The organism is Carboxydothermus pertinax, assembly GCF_001950255.1.
Classification (GTDB): domain Bacteria; phylum Bacillota; class Z-2901; order Carboxydothermales; family Carboxydothermaceae; genus Carboxydothermus; species Carboxydothermus pertinax.
The window spans coordinates 20,142-44,767 of sequence record NZ_BDJK01000011.1; the positions used below are offsets into that span (position 1 = coordinate 20,142).

The window sequence follows — 24,626 nt, forward strand, 5'->3', positions numbered from 1 at the left end:
CGAGCCAGAAGAAAAATTCACGTAAGCTTTTCTGATTCGCTGTCGCCAAGCATAATCCCTAATATTTCCCGGTAACCTCCTTCGTTTACGCCAATAGCAATTAATACGCCTTGCTGCCGGACACGGCCATCTTCTCTAACTCTTATGACCATTGCATCAACTATGATAAAGAGGTAGCTTTTTTCTCTAAGAGGCCTTAAATTCCATCTGGTTACAATCGGGTCAAGGTTTTTACAGAGTTCTGAAATTGTAGACTTGGAAAACTCGGTACCGCAAAATTCATAAGTTATTTCTTCTATTTTTCTGGTAGATACGCCATTAAACACCATTTCCATTAATGCCAGTAAAAGTGCCTGTTCGCTTCTCTGGTAACGGCGAAAAATATCAGTAGTAAATTTACCTTCTCTAAGTCTTGGAACTCTTAAGGTAAGCGTACCTACACGGGTAACTAAATTTCTTGGATAATAGCCATTGCGATAATCTTGTCTTTCGTCAGCTCTTTCGTAAGGGTCAGCTTTGATTTGCTCTTTGGCCTGAGCTTGGAGTATTTGATTAAGCACGGATTCTAAAAGTTTAGCTACTCCTTCATTTTTTGCTCCATTGAGAAAGAGGTGATGCAAAATTTCGGAATCAATGGTAATATTATATTGAGCCATTTCTCATCCCGAAAGAATGGTTTTTGGTTTGCTCACCTTTAATTCTAACCAGAGGATGGGGATGGCTCAACTTTTTTTAAATTTCCCTTTTTACACAATTATATGGACTTAACTTTCTGTAAAAGCTTATACCGATATTGTTCCTATGTCTAATAGGCAAAACTTCAAATAAAGCTTAATTAGCATACTCATACAAAAACCCGCTCCCTTTAAAGAGCGGGTTTTTGCTAAATTATGATGCAGATTAAACCGCCGCCGCCGTCGTTGACAATCCGCTGGAGGGTTTCCTGAAGTTTGACCTGGGCATTTTCCGGCATCCGGTGGAGCTTGTTTTGAATACCTTCCCGTACTAAATCGTGGAGGGATTTACCGAAAATTTCCGACTCCCAGATTTTCTTGGGATTTTCTTCAAACTCTTTTAACATATACTGGACCAGTTCTTCGCACTGCTTTTCGGTGCCGATAATCGGGGTAATCTCGGTGGTGATATCAGCCCGGATGATATGCATGGACGGAGCACTGGCCCGAAGTCTTACGCCAAAGCGGTTACCTTGGCGGATTAATTCCGGCTCTTCCAAGTTCATTTCTTCTAGCCGTGGAGTGACTACCCCGTAGCCGGTTTCTTTTACTTCTTTTAAGGCTATAGCAACTTTATCGTATTCCTTCTTGGCATAGCTTAATTCTTTCATAAGACGCAGCAGCTCGTGCTCGCCTCTTATAGCATAGCCCGAAACTTCTTCCAGAATCCGGTAGAATAAGCCTTCTTTAGCGGCAACTTTGATACTGGCCTGACCAGTACCCATATCAAGGTTCTCTAACTCCACATTGTCAACATATTCATCTTCCGCAAGCCTAACTACTGCATTATTGACATCTTTTACCTTCTTTACTTGTTTTAATGCCTCGTGTACGGCCTGAGTAAACTTTTCTTTTAACCAGTGGGTTGCATCTAACTCTTCAATCCACTGCGGAAGGTTAAAGTTGACATCAACCAGCGGAAATTCATATAAAAGATTTTCTAAAAGATTATTTAAATCATTAAGTCCTAACTCCGCCACATCAACAGGAATTACAGTAACATCATATTTTTGTTCTAATTCTTCCGCTAAGGCTTTGGTTTCTGGAGCATTGGGGTGGGTAGTGTTTAAAACTATAATAAACGGCTTATCTAATTGTTTTAACTCTTCGACCACCCGTTCTTCCGCCGCCAGGTAGTTTTCCCGGGGGATATCGGTGATGGTGCCATCGGTGGTCACTAAAAAAGCCATGGTTGAATGATCCGTAATCACTTTCCGCGTCCCGATTTCCGCCGCTTCGGCAAAAGGAATTTCTTCCTCAAACCAGGGAGTTAAGACCATCCGCGGACCGTCTTCTTCCTCATAGCCCAAAGCGCCAACTACCGGATAGCCCACCACATCCACCAAACGGACATTGGCTTTTACACTGCTATTGATGTTAATTTCAATAGCTTCATTGGGGATGAATTTGGGTTCGGTGGTCATAATCGTTCTTCCGGCACCGCTTTGGGGCAGCTCGTCTTTAGCCCGTTCCCGATCGTAAACATTTTTAATGTTGGGGAGAATTAATAGTTCCATAAATTTTTTAACCAGGGTGGATTTACCGGTCCGGACCGGTCCTACAGCGCTAATGTATATGTTGCCGCCGGTTCTTTGGGCAATATCCCGAAATAGATCTACTCTTTCCATAAGCTACCTCCTTCGCCCTATATATTGAAATTTGTTGAGGACAAGATAGGTTTTTTTAATATCCTCGCTAATATATATTGGGACGAAGGAAGTTTTATTACTTTTTTTAAAAATTTAATTCTTCTTTTTTGGCCCGGGTCATCAAACCAAAAAGCCCTTCCCTGGGGGATAATCCTTCAAAGAGCACTTTATATAATGCTTCGGTAATCGGCATCTCCACGCCTACCTTTTGGGCTAACCGGTAAGCCGCCCGGGTAGTTCTTATCCCCTCCACTACCATCTTTATTTCCTTCTGGGTCTCTTCTACCGTTTTTCCTTCACCAATTAATATTCCTGCTTTATAATTTCTACTATGGCGACTTCCCGCGGTTACAAACAGGTCGCCTAATCCGGATAGTCCCATAAAGGTTTCCTTTTTAGCTCCCAGTTTAATTCCAATGCGGGTAATTTCTATTAAACCCCGGGTGATTAAAGCAGCCCTGGTGTTGTCCCCTAAACCCAATCCGGTGCAGATTCCGGATGCAATAGCAATAATATTTTTTAAGCTTCCCCCGAGTTCCACTCCTATTAAATCATCATTGGTATAAACGCGAAAATATTCGGTGGCAAAAAGTTCTTGCACCCGGATAAGATTTTCTCCATTAAACCCGGAAACTACTATCGCCGTTGGAATTCCCCGTCCTACTTCTTCCGCATGACTGGGACCGGATAAAATCGTATAATTTGCCCGATACTCCGGCATTATCTGGCTAAATACCCCGGACATTGTTAAAAGGCTTCCTTCTTCAATCCCTTTGGCCGTATTAACGAGGACCTGTTGCCGGGTAAAATAGGGGGAGATATTTTGCAGTAATTCCCGAAATACCTGAGATGGTACTGCCGCCACTACAAAATCTGACCCCTCTAAAGCCATTTTTAAGTCTGTCGTAAAATGAATGGCTGGGGATAGCTTAACTCCAGAGAGATAGCGGGTATTTTCCCGGGTATTTTTTAAATCTTCAATAAACTCCTTATTTCGCCCCCAGAGGTAAGTATTTACCCCCTTTTGGGCTAAAAGATTGGAAAGGGCCGTTCCCCAGCTTCCGGCCCCTAAAACTGCAACTTTTATCGTCTTCATGGTCTTACCCCTTGTTAGCCTTTTTTCCTGGTACCTATTTTATTTTCGGTACCGGCCATAAGCCTTTTTATATTATCCTGATGGCGGTAAAAAATCATAAGTCCTAAAAATGCTCCAAGATAAATTTGTGGTACTTTTAAGCCAAAGAGCAGCATAACCAGTGGGATCGACAATCCGCAGACAATGGAGCCAAGCGATACATAGCGGCTCAAAAGCATTATTACCAACCAAATGATAAAAACTACTAAAGCCACTTTTATAGAAGTCATAATCAGTACTCCAAAAGTTGTAGCCACAATCTTTCCGCCCCGAAACTTTAAAAATATTGAATAAGCATGGCCGATTACCACAAAAAATGAAGCGGTAAGCGCTCCCCGCTCCCCGGCTAAAAGAAAGCCTAAATAAACGGCCAGCATTCCTTTGCCCACATCCCCTAAGGCAGTAATAGCTCCAGGGTAGGGCCCAAGGTTTCGGTAAACGTTAGTGGCCCCAATATTCCCGCTTCCCCTTTTGGTAATGTCAACTCCCCAGAGAAATTTTGAGGTGAGATAGCCAAAGGGTATTGAGCCCAGTAAATAAGCAATTAAACTTGCCAAAATAATCAAGTGGTTCGCCCCCGCTCCCGCAAAAGAAATCTAATCGTCGTTCCTTCAAAACCGAAATTTTGCCGGAAAACGTTTTCTAAATACCTTAAATACGAAAAATGCATTAATTCCGCATCGTTCACAAAAAGGGCAAAGGTTGGCGGCTTGGTTTCCACCTGGGTAACATAAAAAATCTTCAAAGGCCTTCCCCGGTCGGTTGGGGGCGGATTTAAAAGTACTGCCTCCCGTAAAATTTGATTTAAAAGGCTGGTAGACACCCTTTTTTGGTGCTCAAAAGCTACCTGGTTTACCAGTTCCATTAATTTATGAAGCCTTTGTCCCGTTTTAGCCGAAACAAAAATAATTGGAGCATACTTTAAGAAGCCTAATTCAAAATAAATATGTTCCCGATAGCGGTCAGCAGTTTTCGCATCTTTTTCTATCAGATCCCACTTATTTACTACGATAATAACCCCCCGGCCGTTTTCATGGATTAAACCGGCAATTTTTGTATCCTGCTCGGTTATTCCCTCTTCCGCTGAAATCATAAGCAGTGCTACATCCGCCCGGCGGATCGCTTTAATAGAACGATTGACGCTGTACTTTTCTAAGTCTTCCTCAATCCTACTTTTCCGCCGCATCCCCGCGGTATCGATTAGTAGATACGGTCGGCCCTGATACCATAGGGGAGTGTCAATGGCATCCCGGGTAGTTCCGGGAATATCAGACACTACCACCCGTTCTTCCCCCAGTAAAGCGTTTACCAGAGACGATTTACCTACATTGGGCCTCCCTACTACAGCAATTTTTACTACTGGATCATCTTCTTCATAATCTTCAGGAAAATTAAGTTTAGAAATCACAAGGTCTAAAAGATCTCCTATATTTGCACCACTTGCCGCTGAAATGGGCACCGGATCTCCTAAGCCTAAGCGGTATAAATCATAAAAATTAGTTGGCGGATTTAAATAATCATCTACTTTATTAGCTACCAAGATTACTGGTTTATCTGATTTTCGTAAATTTTTTGCTACTATTTCATCAGTAGGGGTAACCCCCTCCCGACTATCACAGACAAATAAAATTAGATCTGATTCTTCAATAGCTTTTTCGATTTGTTCCCGCACTTTTGTGGTAATAATGTCTTCCGCAAACTCCAAGCCACCGGTGTCAATAAGGTCAAAAACTTTGCCCTGCCACTCCGCTTCACTGTATAATCGATCCCGGGTAACTCCAGGGGTATCTTCGACAATAGCAATTCGCTCGCCCACAATGCGATTAAACAGGGTTGACTTACCTACATTTGGTCTACCGACTATTGCTACCACTGGCTTTTTCATCTTTTCACCTCCCGAAGTGTTTAATTACTGAAATGAGTTCCCGAGGTGTTAAAACCGGATAAACGGGCATTTTTAAGCGTAACGCAACCTCTTCAATGGTTAAATCATCTAAAAAGCGATTTTCTCCTTCTTTTACCATTATATCGGGAATTATTAGATAATCAAAGCTTTTAGGCAAAACTTCCCGTAAAATATCCTGTCCGGTCAAAAGGCCGGCCACAGTTACTTCCGGGCCAAATAGGCCATTTTCTAACGGAAGCAAAGTAATATTTAAACCAGGTACTTGATTTAACCTTTCAATAAAAGGAGCTAAAATTTTAGCTCCCAGAATACCAGTTACAAGTCCAACTCTTTGGGGTGTAACTTCCTGAGGAAGATTTTTTAAAATTCTTTTCATTTTATCAATAAAATCTCTGGCAATACCAACACCATTTTCATACTGGGGAAAACCTTCGTAAAAATCCTTTCCGGGAAATTTTTTATCAGCTAAAAGGAAAAATTCATCCGAAGGGTAAATCAATCTTGTCCCGAGTTCCTTTTTTAATTGGCGGCCATATTTTAAAGCAAGATTTACAACCTCTTTTGCCTCGCTGCTGGTAAACCGGCGTAAGTTTTTATTTTGGCGAAAACGGGTTAGCCCTACCGGTACCAGAGCAATAGACTGAACCGCCGGGAAAAATTTTATTAGGTCCGTTATACTCTTCTTTAAAATCTCACCATCATTAATTCCCGGAACTAAAACTAACTGCAAATGAAAAGAAATTCCGTTTTGGGCTAAAAGTTCAAGTTTGTTTAAGATATCCCCGGCTTTTTTATTTCCTAAAAGCAAAGCCCTTACCTTGGGATCGGTAGCGTGTACTGAAATATAAAGGGGCGAAAGCCGCTCTTTAATTATCCTATGAAAATCCGCACCGCTTAAGTTAGTTAAGGTAATATAATTTCCGTGGAGAAAGGATAAGCGAAAGTCGTCATCTTTAATATAAAGACTACTTCTTAGCCCTTGAGGAAGCTGTCTTACAAAACAAAAAAGGCAGTGGTTTTCACATTCTCTGATTCCATCAAAAACAGGCGTTTCAAATATAAGTCCTAGCTCTTCCAAAAAAGGGTTTTTAACTTTTATTTCTCGAATTTGTCCGTCTATTCCCCGAATTTTAAGAACAAAACTTTTCTTTAAAGTTAACATTTTGTACTGAATATAATCTAAAAGCTGTTGTCCATTTATTTCTAAAAGTTCGTCTCCGGGTAAAATCCCAAGTTTAAAAGCTATGCTTTCGGGTAAAACTTCGCAGATCTTTGCCATATAAATCCCTACTTTTATGGAGTGTTTTCTTTCAAATTATCTTTTAATTGATTTAACTCTGTCAAGATAATATTGCTAAGTGCTTTAAGTTTTTTTTCCCGAAAGCCACCAAAATTAAAACGCCAAAATATAAATTCAATAGTTTTGAGATTAGGGTTTAAATCCAACGTTAAAACTTGCGTTTTCTTCCCAATTAAATCCATAAAATTATTAATAATGGTCTTTAAAAGGCTATCCTCAAAGGTCGAAATTGCTAAAACTTCTACCCCCAAAAGCTCAGCAAATTTATATAAAACATTCTTATTTACTTCCTGAGTATTATTAAATAAAAAGCTTGCTAAATCTTTTAATACCATTGGACTACGGCAAAGAAGAATTAACATTGAATTTCTCCTTGATTTTTTTTACTTCGGCGGTAAATTTGTGATAGGTTTTACGTGTCCCCCAAAGAACAAGCGGACGGCCTAAAAAAATAAGTTTTAATCTTCTTGATAAAAAACCTCCAATCTTCATGGGAAGATTTACATACGTCACAGCATTTACTACCAGTATCTTTTCCGCAAACTTTGTAGCAAGGTATTTTAATACTGGCTCCACAACTAAATTAAGCGACCTGCGTCCTAACACATATACGTCATTACCAAATTCATCTCGACCACAGTAAAAAAAAGCTCCGTGTTCTTCCCCTTCCTGTTTTTCATAGAGGGGCATATTCATAATTTCGTAACTTGAAGGAATTCGCTCCATCGGCAAATGTCCCAAGTGAATCGCCGCCATAACTACCGACGAATGGGCACCGCCATAACAGTGATAAATTATTTTCATATCTTATCCCCTTCAAGTGGAGCGGGATGGGGTAACCCATCCCGCTTTTTGCTATTTATTTTCGCCTTGGTCTTCCTTCTTTTCCTTATTCCGGGGAGCTATAGTGCTGGTTACTTCCCGGGAGATAAAACTCCCTAACCGTTCTTTAGCTCCTGCTAAGCTTCCGGTACTAATTAACAGGAATGCTCCCCCTAAAATTAAGGCGGCAATTAGCACGATAAAAAAGTTTCGCCAGGCTCCAGGAGTTTTTGCAATATCTGAACGCACACCGCCGGGAGTACCCCTGGCCCCAGGAATAGAAGTGGTAATGCCCAGGACTTTAGGAACAGCGTCAGCAAACATTTGTACCCCTTTTTCTGCTTCACTCCGCCTATTGGTATGGGTTCCCACTTCTAGTAAAAGGGCCGTTGGCATTAAATCTTGATTATAGTTGCCCTTCCCAATAAAAATGCCCTTGACGAGGCCAGGATGGGTTTTATCTACGTACGCTTTCATCTTTCGGGCAAAATCTAAGTTTGCCGCCATTTGTGGATTTTGCCGGCCTACCACCAAGCGGATTTTTGTTACTTTTTGCCCCTGAATATTTTTTTCGTAAAAATCCGGATCAGGTACCGCATCCCGGTGGACATCTAACATGGCAATTGGCCGTTTTTTCATTAAACGTACCGCCGTCCGCCGGGAGCGGTGGTAGGCATTGGCATCGTGAGGATCGTGGGGAGTACGATCATAGTTCACCTTTATCCCCATCCGGCTTAATTTATCGGCTAAAGCAGCACCAACTTTGTAGATACCTCCCCGGGCAGGGATGTTGGCTTTGCCATCGGAAGGGGCATACGCCTCATCGGTATGGGTATGATAAATTGCAACGGTTCCCTTTTTAGCGGGAGTTGTCCCGGCAGGCAACACCACCCGGTCAAAGTACTCTTTATACCCAACTAAAGTTTGGTCTTTTCCTAAATCCCGAGCATAAGCCCGGTCGTGGTTCACCCGGATAATTTTATAATGGTGGTCATCTTCCGCAATTAACTCATCTCCCACTTCCACCTGGCGGGCCATCTTGTCGATTACTCGACCCTGTTCATCGTAAATAGTTACATAAAAAGAGCCGCTATGGTCAGAGATTTGCTCTTTTATATCTGCGGTATAGTACCTTTCTGCGTATACCGGAAGGGGGAACAAAAAGATTAAAGCAAGGATGATGTAAATAATTAAGTTATTTATTTTCTTTTTCATTTTCCTTCACCTCCCCGGTAATACCTAAACTGCTGGTTAGCTCAGGTTCAGGGTTTTTTAATCCCTCTAAAAGTTTGGAATCCCGGTTTTCAGTATCAGGACCCCTTTGCAACCGTTCCCGGACTTCCCCAAACACTTCCGCCAGTAAAACTGCCAAAATACCCGCTACTACTATCCCGTCAAAGGCACCACCACCGCCTAAATCAACCCGTCCCGGGGTGTTGGTGGTAAATAAGTAAAATAAGTGGAAAAGATCGTTTAAGATTAAACCTAAAGTTGCAGCGATAAAAGCTCCCCGCCGCGAACGGCCAGCAAGATACCCAACCACTGCTGCTACTACCGGAGCTACATACAGGGGATCTAACATTTCAAACCGGCCTGCCGGCTCCACATTTCCCCGCATCAATACAGCAGTAATAAAGTAAACCGCTATCGCCGCAACTACCGAACCAATTAATGCCCGTACCCACTCTTTGGTGGAACCGGCTTTATAGATTAAGTACCCAGCAATTATTAGAGGGATGATCCCCCCGCCTAAGTTTAAAGAAAAGGTTATCCTGCCTCTAAAAAGGGTCAAATCAATAAAACTTCCAACAATCATTAAGCCTATTAAAATCAATGCTTCCCGGTCCGAAAGCTTCATCCGGTCTAATACCCGGTGCATAAGTCCAAAAAATATTAAAGCAACCAGTACCACCAGTAGAATAGTACCTAACGAAAACATGCCATTAATCACTCCCTCCAAAGATGCAAAATAAAAAGGCTAACTCATTAAATAGAGTTAGCCCTTTAACAAATTTTTATTCTTTAAATTTAACCTTTTCCTTTAAAAGTTCTCCTAAATTAAAAGTTAAAGCCTCGTCCTTTGGTATCTCCCGCTGGTATTCCTCTTTTTCTTTTTCTTTAAGCGCTTCTTTCAAAGACAAGGTCATTTTCCGCTCTAAAGGCTTTAAAGTTAAAACTTTTACTGGAATTTTTTGCCCCTCTTGATATTTCTTTATTAACGGCTCATTTTCCACTTCCGTTTCCCGAGCAGGCATATAACCTTCAATACCGGGAAATACCTCCACTATTAAACCATGGCGTAAAATTTTTACCACCGTTCCCTCCAACAAAGCCCCCTCTTTAAGTTCAATAGGAATTTTTTGCCAGGGATCGGGGGTTAATTGTTTTAAACCCAATCCCACCTTAAGATTTTGCCTGTCTATTTCCAAAACTACCACTTCCACTTCCTGACCGACCTGTAAAATCTCTTCCGGCTTTACCTTACGCTGCCAGCTTAAATCTTTGGCCCTCAGTAATCCTTCAATACCGCCAAGGTCTATAAAAACTCCAAAGGATAAAATTTTGGTAACTGTTCCTTTAACCCGGTTTCCTTCTTTTAAGGCTAGTATTTTTTCTTGCTTTATTTTTTTCTCCTGTTCCTTTAAATAACTTTTTTGGTCTAACACTATTCGTTTTTTCGTTGTATCTATTTCCGCAAGGTACGCTGTTATAAGTTCGCCCTTAAGGGTAGTTAAATCTTCTATATAGCCAAGAGCCGCCAAAGATGCCGGAAGAAAAGCTCTAACCCCAATATCTACTAAAACCCCGCCTTTAACCACCTCAACGACTTTGCCGGTTACGGGTTTTTTATGTTGATATAAGTCCCTAATTTTTTCAAAAATAACTGCCTCTAAAGCCTTTTTCCGGGATAAAATAAGCCTACCTTCCTCGTCTTCTTTTAAAATATAAACAGGAAATTCATCCCCTTGGTCTACCACCTCCTGGGGATGAGCATAATTATACCAGGAAAGCTCAGGTAAGGGAATTACACCTTCTCCCTTGGCCCCAATATCCACCAATACTTCCTTTTCCAAAACTTTTACTACCTTGCCAGGAACAATTTCCCCTTCTTTTAGCGGTTTAACATCCAAAAGAGCTTTTTCTAAACTTTCTAACTGTTCCACTTTTTGCCTAACCTCCTCGATAATCCAGGCGGGGGTCGAGGCTCCCGCTGTTATCCCAATTTTTGTTTTTCCGTAAAACCATTTTGGGTCTAAATCCGCCGCTTCTTCCACAAGATAGGTAGGGGTACCGGTAGCAGCACAAAGCTGGGCCAGTTTTTTGGTATTGGCGCTGTTTTTACCTCCAACGACCAGTATTAAATCTACTTCCTGGGCAAGTTTCCGGCTTTCTTCCTGCCGGGTGCGGGTAGCGTGGCAAATGGTGTTAAAAACCTTGACCTCCCCCCCTTTTTTCTTTAATTCTTCCACCACCTGCCAGAAGTTTTCACTTTTTTGGGTAGTTTGCGCAATGACAGCAATTTTAGGAAAATAAGGTAAAGCTTTAGCTTCTATTGCATTTTCCACCACCAGCGCCTGATAACCGCTCCACCCTACAATGCCCTGGACTTCCGGATGCTTCTTATCCCCTACCACTACCACTTGAAAACCTTCTCTTGTTAATCTTTGGGCAAAACTTTGCGCTTTTTTTACAAAAGGGCAGGTCGCATCTTCAATTTGATATCCTTTGGCTTTAATTTCCTGAAGTTTCTCCGGGGTTGTCCCGTGGGAACGAATAATTATGATTTTACCATGTCCCTCATCAATATCTTCTACTGGTATAACCCCGGCTTTCTTTAAACGCTCTACCTCCTGGGGATTGTGGATTAAGGGGCCTAGGGAATAAACTTTAGGATTATTTTCCGTTGCTTTCTGGGCAAGATCAATGGCCCTTTTAACCCCAAAACAAAAGCCGGCATGTTGGGCAACAATCACTTCCATGGGCAGCACTCCTTAGAGTAATTCTAAGACTTTTTCTCTTAAATATTTTGCCCCTCTTTCTAAGTCATTCTTGGAGTAGGGAAGGTCGTATATAGGTTTACCAATTACAACTCGGCACCTTTTTAACCCCCGCACATTAATTAAACCCACCGGCAAAACCGGTACCGCCGCTTTTAAAGCTAAAGACGCTGCACCCTCATGAAACTCCCCTAAAGTTTTAAGCCGTGTCCCTTCGGGAAAAATCCCCACTACTTTGCCGTCTTTTAAATGCCTTAAGGCTGTTTTTACCGCTGTTAAATCCACTTCATCCCGTTTTACCGGAAAAGCTCCTAATTTCTTGATGATAAAACCTAAAAGGGGAACAGCAAAAAGTTCTTTTTTTGCCATAAAATAAACCTGATGGGGCAGGGCACAACCTACCGCCACCGGATCTAAATAGCTTTCATGGTTGGCAATCACGATATAGGGACCGGTTTTCGGTACATTTTCTAAACCTTCCACCCTCATCCCTTTAAAAACCAGCATAAAACACCGGGCTAGAGCCCGGGCAAAGTTATAAAACATTCCTCTTCCCCCTAATTATCCTTAAGAGTGTATCCACCACTTGTTCTATCGAAAGACCAGTAGTATCCACTAAAATCGCATCGGGAGCTTGTTTTAAAGGTGATACCTTCCGGGTGGTGTCTACTTCATCGCGTTTTAAAACCTCTTTTAAAACTTCTTCATAACTAACAGCAAAACCTTTTGCCTTAAGTTCCTGATACCGCCGTCGGGCCCGTTCTTCGGGAGAGGCGGTTAAAAAAATTTTTACTTCCGCCTCAGGCATGACCACGGTTCCCATATCGCGACCATCGGCAATTATTTCTCCCCGGGTGACATATTCCCGCTGAAGCTTAGTTAAATGTTCCCTCACTACCGGTAGGGCAGAAACTTTCGCTACAAGTTCGGAAACCCGAGGGGTTCTTATAACCTCGGTTATATCCTGACCGTTTAAATAAATTTTTTGTCCATCCTTTTCCGGAATTATTTTCAGATCCATTACTTGCAGCAGTTTTTTAATTTTCTCTTCATCCGTAAAACTCAAACCTTCCTTTAAAAGTAAAACCGTAACGGCCCGATACATAGCGCCGGTATCAAGATAAGTATAACCAAGCTTTTGGGCTAAGATTTTCGCAACAGTGCTTTTTCCTGCTCCCGCGGGTCCGTCAATGGCAATTCTCATAAGTTACGCTCCTTCTAAAAGTTTCGTTAATTGGACAAAAAAGTCAGGATAGGAAATAGCCACCGCCTCAGCATTTAAGATTTCGGTAGAGCCTACCGCCGTTAAACCTAATACTCCTAAAGTCATAGCAATACGATGGTCGTGGTGGGAATCGACGATCGTTCCCAAGGGGCGCCGTCCACCGGTTATTTTAAAGCCATCGGGCAGTTCTTCCACCATAACCCCCATTTTACTGAACTCCCCAACTATGCTTTTAATACGATCCGATTCCTTAATCCGAAGTTCTTCAGCCCCCCGGACCACACTGACCCCTTCGGCATGAGCCATCGCTGCCGCTAAAATAGGAAATTCATCAATCATGGCCGGTACTATTTCTGGTGGGACTTCCACCGCCTTTAAAGGAGAAGTAAAAACCTCAATATCCCCCACCGGTTCACCTCCGGTTTCCCGTAAGTTTAGGAGGTTAATCTTAGCCCCCATTTCCTTTAAAACAGTTAAAAGACCAGTACGGGTAGGATTTAACCCGACATTCTTGAGTAAAAGGTGACTTTCGGGTACGATTAAAGCCGCAACGATAAAAAAAGCCGCCGACGAAAAATCCCCGGGTACCACTACTTTTTGACCATAAAGCTTTTGCCCCCCGATAATGGCTATAGTCTGGCCACTTCTTTCAATTTTTACCCCAAACCCTTCTAACATCCTTTCGGTGTGGTCCCGGGAAAGATTGGGTTCAGTTACCGTAGTGGTGCCCGAAGCTCGAAGTCCTGCCAGGATTAAAGCGGATTTTACCTGAGCACTAGCTTTTTTTAGCGTAAAATCCCGCCCAACAAGCTTCCCCCCATTTATTGCAAAGGGAGCGTAGTTCCCCTCGGCTCGGGCAAGAACTTTTGCCCCCATCTGACTTAGGGGCTCTAAAACCCGCTTCATTGGCCGCTGGCGTAAGGATTTATCGCCAGTAAAAACCGAAACAAAAGGAAAAGTAGCGGCAACTCCAGATAAAAGTCTTATAGTAGTTCCGGAGTTTTCGGCATTGAGGATATCTTTTGGTTCAGAAAAATTTTGGGCTGTTCCTAAAACCTTCACTTGGTTTTTGCTTCTTGAAATTCTTACCCCGTACTTTTTTAAGCAGTTTAAAGTAGCTAAAGTATCCCGGGCCACCAGAAAGTTTTCTATTTCGGTAATTCCTTCCGCCAAAGCTCCAAAAATTAAAGCCCGATGGGAGATCGACTTATCCCCGGGAACCGTTAATTCCCCTTTTAAGCCAGATTTAGCTAAAGTCACTTTCATCTTCCAAAACCCCTTAAATTTTTTCTAAGACTACCCTAAGCTCATTTAAAAACCGTTTATTTTGGGAAGGAGTACCTACTGTTACCCTAATCCAGTCGTCCATGCCAAAAATATCCCCCGAGCGGACAATCACCCCTCGCTTTAATAATTCCCGAAAAACAATTTGGGACGGTTTTCCTGTTTTAACCATCAAAAAGTTTGCTGCTGAAGGGATATAGGCTAAACCCAGCTTCTTTAATTCACCGTAAATATATTCTTTTCCACTATTGGTATTTTTCACCACTTCAGCAACAAATTCTTCATCGTCTAGAGCTGCCAGAGCCGCTCGCTGGGCAAGAAAGTTAACGTTAAAAGGCGGGCGTAAACTATTAATTGCTTTGGCTAGCTCAGCTGGTGCAAAGCCATAGCCAATTCGCAACCCGGCTAAGCCGTAAGCCTTGGAAAAAGTTCTTAAAACTACTATGTTGGGGCGTTTTTGGAAATAATTAAACCCATCGGGATAATCAGGATTAACTTTGGCAAATTCAAAGTAAGCTTCGTCAAGTACAATCGTAACGTTAGGCGGTACCTCATTTAAAAACTGTTCCAACTCCGTTTGGGTTATATACGTGCCGGTAGGGTTATTGGGATTGCAAAGGTAGATAAGTTTAGTTTTTTCGTTAATCGCCCTAACCATGGCTTCTAAGTCTAAGCGGTGCTCTTTTAAGGGTATTTCCCGGGCTACCCCACTCATCATCGTTACCACCGGTTCATACCGGGGAAAGCTCGGAACCGGCATGACCGCTTCATCACCAGGATCAATTAAGGTCATCGCTAAAAACATTACCAGTTCATCGGAACCGTTTCCGAGGATAATTTGGTCTAAGGCTACTCCATATTTAACCGCAATTTTCTCTTTAAGACGAAAAGCCCCCCCATCGGGGTAATAATTAATTTGCTCTACCGCTTCTTTAATAGCCTCGGCCACTTTGGGAGAAATGCCCCAGAGGTTTTCGTTGGAAGCAAGTTTGTCAATATTGGTAATTCCAAGCTCCCGTTCTACCTCTTCAATAGGCTTTCCCGCCACATAAGGTTTTAAATTTTGCACACTTTTTCTAACCATCCTGCCGCTCCCCCTTTTTAAATTTGAAAAAAAGCCGAAAGCTAAACGCTTTGGCTTTTAAACCTTTTAATTACAGACATTAACTTTTTAAATTCTTCATAATCTAAAGATTGACGCCCATCGGATAAAGCTTCCTCGGGATGGGGATGTACTTCCACCATAATCCCATCGGCCCCGGCGGCAAGCGCCCCTAAAGCAACTCGACCTACCAATTCGCTACGGCCGGTAGCATGAGAAGGGTCCGCAATTACCGGCAAATGGGTTAAATCTAAAGCGGCAACCATGCCGGCAAGATCAAAGGTATTCCGGGTGTAATCTTCAAAGGTGCGGATACCCCGCTCACACAAAATTACCTGTTCGTTGCCACTATTTACGATATACTCTGCTGCTAAAAACCACTCTTTAATCGTTGCTGCTAAACCCCGTTTTAATAAAACCGGTTTATCTACTAGGCCCACTTCCTTTAATAAAGTAAAATTTTGCATGTTCCGGCTACCAATTTGCAAGATGTCCGCATATTTCCCCACAATTTCTACATCCCGGGGGTCCATAACTTCGGTAACTACCGGAAGTCCTGTGATTTCCCGGGCTTTGGCTAAAATTTTTAATCCCTCTACCCCAAGCCCAGAAAAAGCATAGGGAGAGGTTCGGGGCTTAAACGCACCACCCCTTAAAATTTGCACTCCCGCTTCTTTTAAAAATAATGCTTCCGCTATATACTCTTCTTCCCCTTCTACCGCACAGGGGCCAGCAATAATCACGGGGTCACCATTTCCGATCTTGACATCTTTTACTGTAATGACAGTTTTTTTACTTTTACTTTTCCGGCTGACTTTTAGCTCCATCGTTCCACCCCCTTGCGGTAAACCTCTAAGAAATTCTTTAAAAGGGTAAGCCCATGCTCGGTAAGAATTGCCTCGGGATGAAATTGCACCCCTTCAATGGGAAAAATCTTATGCCTTAAGCCCATAATTTCGCCTTCAGCGGTTTTAGCAGAAATAATTAGCTCTAAACCACGAGGCAATTCTACAATTAACGAATGATAGCGGGTAGCTAAAAAAGGCGAAGGAATTCCTTTAAAAATCCTTTGACCATCGTGGAAAACCGGAGAAATTTTCCCGTGCATTGGTCGTTTTGCTCTTACTACCCTCCCGCCAAAGACCTGACCTATTGCTTGATGCCCAAGGCACACTCCCAGAATAGGAAAGTAAGGCAGGCTTTTTATCACCTCAAGGCTTATCCCCGCTTCCTTGGGAGTACAGGGTCCTGGAGAAATCACGATGTAATTGGGATTTAACTCTAATATTTCCGGTATCGTTATTTTATCATTACGATAAACCGTTACCTGCTCACCAAGAATCTGAAAGTATTGAACAAGATTATAGGTAAAGGAATCGTAGTTGTCAATAAGTAAAAGCAAGTTAACCCCTTCTTTAAGGCTAGCTCTAATAAAACTTAGGCTAAATCCCGGCGGAGTTTTAGAGCCTCTTTTAAATAAACATGTTTTATTCCGTCACCCTCATTAACTTGGGCCAAAATTAAGACCCGAATTACCCGGGGCAAGCTATTTACAACATTAGGTTCCTGGGCTGACATTAAAGGAACATCCTTTAACCCAAATTCCCGGGCAAACTTAGCAGGATAAGCAGTAACTAAATCGGCGGTTTGGGTAAAGAAAACTGCCGTTATCTTTTCCCGGGAAAGTTTGTTCTCTTGAAAAATAGCCGCAAGTAATTCAACTGTTGCCTCTTTTATAGCATCGGGAGTATCCCTTTCCACGGAAATAGCTCCCCGAATACCTTTCAGCATTAAATCCCCCCTTAGGGAACTGCCCGGTGTCCAAGGCCAACTCCAACCTCATCTAAATGGAGAAGTCCTACGCCAAAAAAGACCGCTACCGCCACGTGGTCCTGATAACGGGCAATCCCAATTTTCCCTCCTACATTTAAACCTAGAGCTTTGGCCATAAGCTGGGAAATCGCCTCGCGAGTAGCACCGGCTACAGCACCTTCATCGGCATGGGTTTCTTTTATAACTCCTTCGCGTTTAGCAGCCACAACAGCCCGCTCCACAATTTTATTAACCGCAGAAATAAAGTCACCGCCGTAATCAACCGCTGCTGCCCGGATATTTTCCTGGGCAAGTTTTGATTTTAATTCCTTTTCTTCCTCGCGAGTTTCGGTTAAAGCCATCATCAATGCTGCTTTGGCAGCTTTTTTACTGCCGATATTTGGCATATTGACCCTCCTCAACAAACTTTCAAAATCAATTATACACGCAAAAACTTCATAAACCAATTAATTTTTAACTTTTACCAGCTAAAAATCCAGTAGAAAAAGCCATCTGCAAGTTAAAACCACCCGATTCGCCATGACAATCAATTATTTCCCCGGCTAAATAAAGGCCTTTTATAATTTTTGATTCCATTGTTGAAGGATTAATTTCCCGAACCTCCACCCCTCCTGCCGTGACATAAGCTGCCTCTAAAGGCAAGGTATCAACCAAGGTAAAAGGGGTAGCTTTTAAAGCTTCGCTTAGCTTACGAAGGGTTTTGGGAGCAGTAGCTTTTACCGTATTTCCAGGATTTAAGCCGAAATGTATTAAAAGCCACTCCCTAAGCTTTTCCGGAAGTTTCAGGGGCAAAGCATTTTTTAATATTTTATTTCCTGCATTTATCATTAAGTTAGTTAATTCTTCAGGTGAATATTCGGGGCAAAAATCAATCTTAATTTCTACTTCCTTTAAATTTTGCGGTATATAACAGCTAAGATTTAATACCGCCGGGCCCGAAACCCCAAAATGGGTAAAAAGGATCGGCCCTCGTTTTGTTTTAAGCTTTTTTCCCGAAGATAACAGGGTTAAATCTACATTGTTTAAGGAAATACCGCTTAAATCAGCTACCTTTTCCTTAAGTTTTAAAGGTACTAAAGCAGGGCGCAAAGGAATTATATTATGCCCTAATTTTTTCAGCAACAATATACCATCCCCGGAACTGCCAGTTTGGGGAAAAGAGGCCCCGCCAGTTGCAATGACTACTTTATCCGCAAAGTAGTCGTTATCTTTTGTCCGAACGCCAAGGATTTTAGCATCAGAAACTATGAGATCGATTACTTTTTGGTTGAAAAATATTTTAACCCCTTTTTTTACCAAAAGCCTTTCAAAGAGTTTTACGATATCTTTAGCTCGGTCGCTGGCAGGAAAAATTTTTTTCTCCTCAACTTTTAAACTTAAGCCCTGTTGGGTAAAAAATGTTATTAAATCTTCATTGGTAAAAGTAAAAAGCGCTTTTTTTAAAAACTTTCCGTTATGGTAATACTCCAAAAACTCGTTAATTGGAGTTAAATTGGTAATATTTCCCCGTCCGTTCCCAGTAAGCCCCAGTTTTTTTCCCAGCGAATCGGTCTTTTCTAATAAAATTACTTCTCCCGAGGAATTTAAAGCCGCCATCATACCGGCGGCTCCCCCTCCAACAACTACAGTCCTTTTCATTTTTACTTCCCCAGATATTTTTTTTCAATAAATTCTCTTAAGCGGTTGATCTCCTCTACCAGGCGAAAAATCATTTTTTCCGCTTCATTTTTGCTTAAGACAAGTTCTTGGGGCTCAAAAATTTCTATTTTTTTAAATTCCTCCGTTGCCACAAAACGGATTAAGTCCTCTAAACTATCGGCTTTTAAAGTAATTAAAACCGGAGCAAAAGACACCTCGGCGTTAGTAAGCTCATCAAAGACCGTATAAATATCCACCCCGATATCTATATCTTCGACAGTAATCCCCTGAAACGGAAGATTTCTAAGCTTTGCCACTTGACTTTCCCTGATTTCTTCCGCCATTTTATCCGAAGTTTTTCCACCAAGAAGAAATTTGGTTTTACCTCTGGCTTTGTAGTCAAAGCGAACACGAGCAAGTATTTCGTTTTTCATCGATTTCCCTCCTTGCCTTTTGGTATTCGCTTTTTTCCTAAAAAATCCTGCCTTTTTGCTACATTATCTGAACTCCTTTTGAGAAAAGCTATTAAAAAGACCTTTTTAGGAGGGGTACTGTGAAAAAGGTAATTACCGCATCTTTTAAATCTTTAGAACAAGCAGAACGGGCTATTGATTTAATTGGCAACGCCCGGCTCGCTAATTCTTATGTTTCCCTGATTTGTCCGGTAAATCCTTACACCACCAAAAAATTTAATGAAGAATACGCCGAAGAAATTACCGGAACAGGGGAAATTGGCATCCTTCATGATTTCCACGGAGTTCTAGTCGAGATGCCATTATTTGAAATACCGGAAATTGGTAAAGTTGCAACTGCCGGTCCCATTGCCGGGGATCTCGCAAAAAAGGGTTTGTACAAAGCCCTGCTCCCCTTGGGATTTACCGAAAATAAAATTAAAAAAATAAAAAAAGCATTAAAACAAAACGAAGTAGTTGTCATTATTGAAACCGAAGAAGAAAAGGTAAATGAAGCCGCCAATATCTTAGCGGATTTTGGTGGCCGCCAGGTAGAAAAATGGAACCCCCACCTTGAAAGAGCCTCTATTCCCCACGGGTAGAACGGGCATAGCGTTTTAGTTTTATAACTTCCTGCGGGGTTAAATAACGAAAACTTCCTTTTTTCAGGCCATAGCCGGTTAAAAAACCAATGCGGGTACGGATTAATTTTAAAACCGGATGGCCTATTTTTTTAAACATCCTCCTAACCTGCCGTTTTCGTCCTTCATGAATAGTAATTTCAATCCAGCTGTTTTTGCCATAGGGCTTTTTATAAACCACTTTTGCCGGAGCTGTATAGCCGTCTTCCAGCAAAATCCCTTTTTCGAGCTCTAGAAGTTTAGAGCGATTAGGCGTCCCCCGCACCAGTGCTAAATACATTTTGGGAAATTGATGCTTGGGGTGGGTTAACGCCATTGCCAATTCACCGTCATTGGTTAAAAGAAGTAAACCCTCCGTATTCATATCAAGTCTTCCAACAGGAAACACCCGCTCTTTAACTTTACCAGCTAATAAAGATAAAACCGTCGGTCGTCCAAAAGGGTCGTCCACAGTAGTTACATAGCCGGCTGGTTTATACATTAATAGATAAATAAGCTTTTCTGGTTTTACTACCCTTCCATCCACTTCAACCACATCATTTTCGCCGACTTTAAAACCAAGCTCTTTTACTACCCGACCATTTACTTTTACTCTTCCAGCTAAAATAAGCTGTTCGGCATCCCGGCGAGCAGATACTCCCGTCCTTGCTAAATACTTCTGCAAGCGTTCCATAATATCACCTTTTTCGCCAAAATATAATTTCCGTTATTATTATAGTTATGATAAGCCAAAATAAACCAGCTATAAAACCACCCAGGACGTCCGTGGGCCAGTGAACCCCTAAATAAATCCGGCTAAATCCTATTACTAGAGGAAAACCAAGTCCTGGTAAAATATAGTAATATCTTAACGGTGAAGGAGCATTTCTCGCCAAAAGATAAAAAAACATCCCGTACACCGCCATGCTGATCATAGCATGACCGCTGGGAAAGCTGTACCCACTTTCAGTAATTTTGAAATAAAGGGTTGGTCTAAGCCTTAAGTAATGAAGTTTTAAGACATAGTTTAAAACCGATGCTCCTGTAGTGCTACCGAGCAAGGCAGTAAGGCTATCATAACGTCGTTTTTTATAAAAGACAAAAGAGACCACCGGAATAAACATAAGATAAAAACCAATAGACCCTAAAAAAGTAATCCCTTTCATTAAGGGAAATATCCCGGGAAAGTTTAGCGCTTGAACTTTCTTTAAAATTAGCTCATCCCAGTAAAAATTTTTATTGGTGGTAAAGATAGCTTCGGTCAGCTCGCCAAAGGTCCAAAATAAAAAACCGCCAGATAAAGCACCAAATATTAAATACGTAAGAAAACCGTTAGTTTGTTTTTGCATCTTATACCTCACCTGTAACCAAAGAATACTTTAACTATATAGACCGCTGCCAGAAAAGTGGTAAAATCGGCAATTAAACCAATATATGGGGCATAGCGAAATTTTTTTACACCAATAGAGCCAAAATACAGGGCTAGTACATAAAAAGTAGTATCGCTACTTCCCTGCATTGTTGAAACCAGGCGGCCAATTAAGCTATCGGGCCCATATTGGCGCATTAGCTTTGCTGCAACTCCCAAAGCCGCCCCGCCCGACAACGGCCGTAAGAGGGCATGGGGCAATACCTCTACAGGAATGCCTAGTTTGGAGAAAAGCGGTTCCAGGCCTAAAGCCAGCACTTTTATGGCCCCGGATTCGAAAAAGATATTGATGGCAACAATCATCCCTACCAAATAGGGAATTGTCCGCACCGCCGTGTTAAACCCATCCCTAGCCCCATCTAAAAAGGTTTCATACACCTTTACCCTTTTTAACATACCGTAAAATACAATAAAAAACAAGATTACAGGTAAAATCCAGTTGCCCAAAGTTAAAAACATCGTTACCACCTGGACTTTTTAAAAAGATAATCAGCAATTAAAGCCGCAGAAAACCCTAAAAGGGTTGCTAAAAAAGTGGGAATTATTATATCTGTGGGATTTTTTGACCCAAAATTTTGCCTAAGGCCAATAATGGTTGTAGGTAAAAGGGTTATAGCAGAGGTATTTAAAGCAAGAAAAGTGCACATGGCCCTGCTAGCAGTATCTTTTTGGGGGTTTAAATGGGAGAGCTCCTCCATGGCTTTTAAGCCAAAAGGAGTGGCGGCATTACCTAAACCTAAGATATTAGCGCTTAAGTTTAAAAGGATGGCTCCTTCTGCAGGATGCCCGGGTGGAACCTCCGGAAAAAGCCAACGGATAAGTGGCGCTAAGGCATGAGCAAGTTTTGCTACCACTCCTGTCTCTTCCATGATTTTCATAATCCCCAGCCAAAAAGTAATAATGCTAATAAGGCTAAAGGCAGTATCTACCGCAAGCTTGGCCCCGTCTAGCGAGGCTTTGATTATGAGCTCCGGTTTTCCCTGCCAAAAAGCAGCCAAACACCCCAGGACCATCATTCCACCCCAGAGATAATTTAACACACCCATCCCCCCTCAAAGCTTGTACTACTATCCTATTCACCCCCCTGCTCCAGTAGAACAAAAAAATTCTGCCCGGTACTACTCTGGGCAGAATTTTTTCCAATTAGGCGGTAGGGGTGTCGAAGGTATCAATGGGGAGGTCGTGATTTGGGCGATTTTTGCCTACAATGTTTTGGATTTTCGCTAAAAGGTCAGGAGTCATATCGATAAGTTTATCCACTAAAGCATTGGTATCTACCGGTAAAAGACGAATTTGGCCCTGCCCTACCACTAAAAAGCCTACGGGCTGTACCGAAACCCCTGCACCGCTGCCGCCGCCGAAGGGAAGGGATTTTTCTTTGCCGTCACCGGTCGAAAATTCACTGCCCCCAGCAGCAAATCCCAGAGTAACTTTAGATACCGGAATAATAACGCTACCATCGGGGGTTTCTACGGCACTTCCCACCACAGTATCTACATCTACCATTTCCTTTATGCTTTCCATCGCCGTTTTCATTAAACTTTCAATGGGATGATGTTGTTCTTCCATTTTTTACCCACCTCCGTTATTACTTTTCCCCTTTAATTTGCACCAAAGGTTGCCTAAATATACCTTTTATTTTCTGTTTTAGAAAAAGTATTATTAAATACCCCCAGGTTAATGAAAGATGATACCAGGGAATTTCTATTAAAACCAAAGCTTTACAAGAAAAATGGTTTTCTAAACGAGGATTAATTTTAAAAGAAACCCCTTCCATTTTTTTGACTCGCTGAGCCAAAAGCGCATAAGTAGTACCAAATAACGAGTATAAAATCCCCCAAACTACTCCAAAGTAAAAAGGATCTTTAAGACCCGTTGCCAAATCTACCGAAAGCATTTTAATAATTAGCCCTTTTTGAAAATAAGCATTAGTTTTATCAAAAAGTTTAAGGTAATCCCAGTAAGTTTTTATTAATCTTAGCGTCCTTTCCCGCGAAAGTTTTATTTTAGCCGTTTTTTTCATCACTTTTTTAGTTGGAAAAATTAAATGCCCTACCACCGGAATTTTTATCCCCAAATGCTCAGTAAATTCCGGTAAAGGCAGGGCAAGTTCAAAATTCAAAAGCCTAAAGAAAAGGCGAAAAACAATGTTAATTTCTACATCGTTGGTAGACTCAAAAGAAAGTAGAAGTTCCAAGAGCTGCCACCTCTTTTAATTTTCCTTATCTTTAAGACTATTATTTCCATCATTTTCCGGTTCATTCTCCAAATTTAAAGGTGGCAGTTCCTCCAGACTTTTTAAGCCAAAAAACTCCAAAAATTTCGCGGTAGTCCTATAGAGTATTGGACGACCGGGAGCCTCTTTGCGCCCCGCTTCTTCAATAAGCCCCCGTTCCAAAAGGGTGGCTATGGAGCTATCAGCTTTTACTCCCCGAATAAGCTCTATTTCGGTCTTGGTAACTGGCTGCTTGTAAGCTATAATTGCCAGAGTCTCCAGGGTAGCCTGAGTTAAATGCTGAGCCGGTGGTTTAAAAAGCCTTTCTATATAAACGGAAAAATCCGGTCGGGTGGTGAGCCAAACCTCCTCCTCAGCAAAATTTAACATTATCCCCCGTTGATCTTCGTTAAGTTTGTCCTGCAACCGTAACACTACTTCCCTGGTCTCTTCCAGAGATAACTCCAAGGTTTGAGCAATTTTTTTAAGGGGTAAAGGTTCCGGACTTACAAAAAGGAGCGCTTCGAGCGCCCCTTCAAGGTTAATTGGAAACAAGACCGCCACCTTCTCTCCTCCCTTTTCCGCCAAGGTGTCTTATCCAGATTTCCCCGTCTGCTTTTACCTGCCAGGCCTCTATTACTTCCTGGCGTAAAAGTTCTAAAAGGGCCAGAAATAATACTATCGCTTCCCTTTTACTTTCCACCCGGGCAAAGAGTTCTCCAAAAGGTAAGGCCTTATTTTGCCGCAATAAGCTCCTTAAAATTTCCCCCATTTTTTCCTCTACGGTATATTCTTGTTCCGGCAAGGAAATAGGTTTGGGTTTGGCCTCTAGCCGTGAAAGTATTTGCTTTAAGTTTTCAGTAAGTTTAATTAAAGGGATTTCCTTTAATTCTCGAGTTGAGTACATATTTATTAATTCATCAACGTTAACATTCCGACGGTAAACATTGGGAAAAGCCCCTTTAAGCTCCTTTAAATACTGGGCCACTTCTCTAAATTTTTTGTAAATCACCAATCGCTCTACTAATTCAGTCCTTGGGTCTTCTTCTTCCTCATTTTTGCCAAAAAGCATTTTGACCTTTAGATATAAAAGATGGCTTGCCATCACTAAAAATTCACTTTTTATTTCTAAATTGTGCTTTTGGTATTGTTCTAGATACCAAAGGTATTGCCGGGTAATTTCCGCAACTTCTATATCATAAATATCAATTTTGTTTTTCTCCACTAGATGTAATAACAAATCTAAAGGTCCCTCAAATACCGGCAAAACAATTTTATACATGG

Annotated in this window: 29 protein-coding genes and 1 pseudogene; 1 reads left to right on the forward strand and 29 read right to left on the reverse strand. The window is 41.8% G+C overall.

All coding sequences use genetic code 11. The features are described from left to right. The 21 genes and pseudogenes from cpu_RS13920 to cpu_RS04240 form a co-directional block, all read right to left on the reverse strand. Nucleotides 1–656: pseudogene (locus tag cpu_RS13920) on the reverse strand (IS256 family transposase); the annotation flags it as partial. Between the two features lie 227 nt (nucleotides 657–883). Next, nucleotides 884–2,362, reverse strand: a complete 1,479-nt coding sequence (gene spoIVA, locus cpu_RS04145; protein ID WP_075858780.1) for a stage IV sporulation protein A — start codon at nucleotides 2,360–2,362, stop codon at nucleotides 884–886. Nucleotides 2,363–2,468: 106 nt separating this feature from the next. Continuing rightward, entirely contained in the window at nucleotides 2,469–3,470 is a 1,002-nt protein-coding gene (locus tag cpu_RS04150; protein ID WP_200800636.1) for an NAD(P)H-dependent glycerol-3-phosphate dehydrogenase, read from the reverse strand. A gap of 23 nt (nucleotides 3,471–3,493) precedes the next feature. Then, nucleotides 3,494–4,084, reverse strand: coding sequence for a glycerol-3-phosphate 1-O-acyltransferase PlsY (gene plsY / locus cpu_RS04155; RefSeq protein WP_075858782.1), 591 nt, complete (start codon nucleotides 4,082–4,084; stop codon nucleotides 3,494–3,496). Further along, nucleotides 4,081–5,403 (reverse strand): ribosome biogenesis GTPase Der, encoded by a 1,323-nt coding sequence (gene der, locus cpu_RS04160; RefSeq protein WP_075858783.1) that lies wholly within the window; start codon nucleotides 5,401–5,403, stop codon nucleotides 4,081–4,083. Before der ends, plsY begins: the two co-directional genes overlap by 4 nt. Nucleotides 5,404–5,407: 4 nt before the next feature. Next, nucleotides 5,408–6,703, reverse strand: a complete 1,296-nt coding sequence (locus cpu_RS04165; RefSeq protein ID WP_075858784.1) for a DUF512 domain-containing protein — start codon at nucleotides 6,701–6,703, stop codon at nucleotides 5,408–5,410. Between the two features lie 14 nt (nucleotides 6,704–6,717). Next, the gene (locus cpu_RS04170; RefSeq protein WP_075858785.1) at nucleotides 6,718–7,086 is read right to left on the reverse strand and encodes a hypothetical protein; all 369 of its coding nucleotides are present in this window, start codon (nucleotides 7,084–7,086) and stop codon (nucleotides 6,718–6,720) included. Next, nucleotides 7,064–7,528 carry a DUF3189 family protein gene (locus cpu_RS04175; protein WP_075858786.1) on the reverse strand — a complete coding sequence of 155 codons (465 nt, stop codon included), beginning with the start codon at nucleotides 7,526–7,528 and terminating at the stop codon, nucleotides 7,064–7,066. The genes cpu_RS04170 and cpu_RS04175 overlap by 23 nt, the downstream gene beginning before the upstream one ends. 51 nt (nucleotides 7,529–7,579) lie before the next feature. Beyond that, nucleotides 7,580–8,761, reverse strand: a complete 1,182-nt coding sequence (gene spoIIP / locus cpu_RS04180) for a stage II sporulation protein P (RefSeq protein ID WP_075858787.1) — start codon at nucleotides 8,759–8,761, stop codon at nucleotides 7,580–7,582. Beyond that, entirely contained in the window at nucleotides 8,742–9,485 is a 744-nt protein-coding gene (locus cpu_RS04185; protein WP_075858788.1) for a DUF1614 domain-containing protein, read from the reverse strand. The genes spoIIP and cpu_RS04185 overlap by 20 nt, the downstream gene beginning before the upstream one ends. 76 nt (nucleotides 9,486–9,561) lie before the next feature. Continuing rightward, nucleotides 9,562–11,526, reverse strand: coding sequence for a bifunctional 4-hydroxy-3-methylbut-2-enyl diphosphate reductase/30S ribosomal protein S1 (locus cpu_RS04190; protein WP_075858789.1), 1,965 nt, complete (start codon nucleotides 11,524–11,526; stop codon nucleotides 9,562–9,564). Between the two features lie 12 nt (nucleotides 11,527–11,538). Next, entirely contained in the window at nucleotides 11,539–12,090 is a 552-nt protein-coding gene (locus tag cpu_RS04195) for a lysophospholipid acyltransferase family protein (protein ID WP_075858790.1), read from the reverse strand. Further along, nucleotides 12,080–12,748 carry a (d)CMP kinase gene (gene cmk / locus cpu_RS04200; protein ID WP_075858791.1) on the reverse strand — a complete coding sequence of 223 codons (669 nt, stop codon included), beginning with the start codon at nucleotides 12,746–12,748 and terminating at the stop codon, nucleotides 12,080–12,082. The genes cpu_RS04195 and cmk overlap by 11 nt, the downstream gene beginning before the upstream one ends. A 3-nt stretch (nucleotides 12,749–12,751) precedes the next feature. Next, nucleotides 12,752–14,035 carry a 3-phosphoshikimate 1-carboxyvinyltransferase gene (gene aroA / locus cpu_RS04205; protein WP_075858792.1) on the reverse strand — a complete coding sequence of 428 codons (1,284 nt, stop codon included), beginning with the start codon at nucleotides 14,033–14,035 and terminating at the stop codon, nucleotides 12,752–12,754. Nucleotides 14,036–14,048: 13 nt separating this feature from the next. Further along, nucleotides 14,049–15,137, reverse strand: a complete 1,089-nt coding sequence (gene hisC, locus cpu_RS04210; protein WP_075858793.1) for a histidinol-phosphate transaminase — start codon at nucleotides 15,135–15,137, stop codon at nucleotides 14,049–14,051. Between the two features lie 41 nt (nucleotides 15,138–15,178). Continuing rightward, the gene (gene aroF / locus cpu_RS04215; protein WP_075858794.1) at nucleotides 15,179–15,982 is read right to left on the reverse strand and encodes a 3-deoxy-7-phosphoheptulonate synthase; all 804 of its coding nucleotides are present in this window, start codon (nucleotides 15,980–15,982) and stop codon (nucleotides 15,179–15,181) included. Next, nucleotides 15,973–16,557: an anthranilate synthase component II gene (locus tag cpu_RS04220; protein WP_075858795.1), complete on the reverse strand. Its 585-nt coding sequence runs from the start codon at nucleotides 16,555–16,557 to the stop codon at nucleotides 15,973–15,975. The genes aroF and cpu_RS04220 overlap by 10 nt, the downstream gene beginning before the upstream one ends. 35 nt (nucleotides 16,558–16,592) lie before the next feature. Further along, nucleotides 16,593–16,946: a chorismate mutase gene (gene aroH, locus cpu_RS04225; RefSeq protein WP_075858796.1), complete on the reverse strand. Its 354-nt coding sequence runs from the start codon at nucleotides 16,944–16,946 to the stop codon at nucleotides 16,593–16,595. 11 nt (nucleotides 16,947–16,957) lie between these two features. Further along, nucleotides 16,958–17,374: a HutP family protein gene (locus cpu_RS04230; RefSeq protein WP_075858797.1), complete on the reverse strand. Its 417-nt coding sequence runs from the start codon at nucleotides 17,372–17,374 to the stop codon at nucleotides 16,958–16,960. 67 nt (nucleotides 17,375–17,441) lie between these two features. Beyond that, nucleotides 17,442–18,626 (reverse strand): BaiN/RdsA family NAD(P)/FAD-dependent oxidoreductase, encoded by a 1,185-nt coding sequence (locus cpu_RS04235; protein WP_075858798.1) that lies wholly within the window; start codon nucleotides 18,624–18,626, stop codon nucleotides 17,442–17,444. Nucleotides 18,627–18,628: 2 nt separating this feature from the next. Beyond that, nucleotides 18,629–19,060, reverse strand: a complete 432-nt coding sequence (locus cpu_RS04240) for a hypothetical protein (protein ID WP_075858799.1) — start codon at nucleotides 19,058–19,060, stop codon at nucleotides 18,629–18,631. Nucleotides 19,061–19,179: 119 nt separating this feature from the next. On the opposite strand from cpu_RS04240, the gene cpu_RS04245 reads away from it, so the two are divergent. Then, nucleotides 19,180–19,680, forward strand: coding sequence for a hypothetical protein (locus cpu_RS04245; protein ID WP_075858800.1), 501 nt, complete (start codon nucleotides 19,180–19,182; stop codon nucleotides 19,678–19,680). Here cpu_RS04245 and cpu_RS04250 read toward each other — a convergent pair. The 8 genes from cpu_RS04250 to cpu_RS04285 all read right to left on the reverse strand — a co-directional run bounded on the left by cpu_RS04250 (nucleotide 19,664) and on the right by cpu_RS04285 (nucleotide 24,624). Then, complete coding sequence (locus tag cpu_RS04250; RefSeq protein ID WP_075858801.1) at nucleotides 19,664–20,392, reverse strand: pseudouridine synthase; 729 nt, start codon at nucleotides 20,390–20,392, stop codon at nucleotides 19,664–19,666. The genes cpu_RS04245 and cpu_RS04250 overlap by 17 nt on opposite strands. 4 nt (nucleotides 20,393–20,396) lie before the next feature. Next, nucleotides 20,397–21,047, reverse strand: coding sequence for a phosphatase PAP2 family protein (locus tag cpu_RS04255; protein WP_075858802.1), 651 nt, complete (start codon nucleotides 21,045–21,047; stop codon nucleotides 20,397–20,399). 8 nt (nucleotides 21,048–21,055) lie between these two features. After that, entirely contained in the window at nucleotides 21,056–21,586 is a 531-nt protein-coding gene (locus cpu_RS04260) for a spore maturation protein (RefSeq protein WP_075858803.1), read from the reverse strand. Between the two features lie 2 nt (nucleotides 21,587–21,588). Continuing rightward, nucleotides 21,589–22,167: a nucleoside recognition domain-containing protein gene (locus cpu_RS04265; protein WP_075858804.1), complete on the reverse strand. Its 579-nt coding sequence runs from the start codon at nucleotides 22,165–22,167 to the stop codon at nucleotides 21,589–21,591. Nucleotides 22,168–22,270: 103 nt separating this feature from the next. Next, the gene (gene ytfJ / locus cpu_RS04270; protein WP_075858805.1) at nucleotides 22,271–22,696 is read right to left on the reverse strand and encodes a GerW family sporulation protein; all 426 of its coding nucleotides are present in this window, start codon (nucleotides 22,694–22,696) and stop codon (nucleotides 22,271–22,273) included. Nucleotides 22,697–22,715: 19 nt separating this feature from the next. Further along, nucleotides 22,716–23,324, reverse strand: a complete 609-nt coding sequence (locus tag cpu_RS04275; protein WP_075858806.1) for a hypothetical protein — start codon at nucleotides 23,322–23,324, stop codon at nucleotides 22,716–22,718. A 15-nt stretch (nucleotides 23,325–23,339) separates the two neighbouring features. After that, on the reverse strand, nucleotides 23,340–23,906 hold the full coding sequence (scpB, locus tag cpu_RS04280; RefSeq protein WP_088775884.1) for an SMC-Scp complex subunit ScpB: 567 nt from the start codon (nucleotides 23,904–23,906) through the stop codon (nucleotides 23,340–23,342). Continuing rightward, nucleotides 23,884–24,624, reverse strand: a complete 741-nt coding sequence (locus cpu_RS04285; protein ID WP_075858807.1) for a segregation and condensation protein A — start codon at nucleotides 24,622–24,624, stop codon at nucleotides 23,884–23,886. The genes scpB and cpu_RS04285 overlap by 23 nt, the downstream gene beginning before the upstream one ends. Between the last annotated feature and the right edge of the window lie 2 nt (nucleotides 24,625–24,626).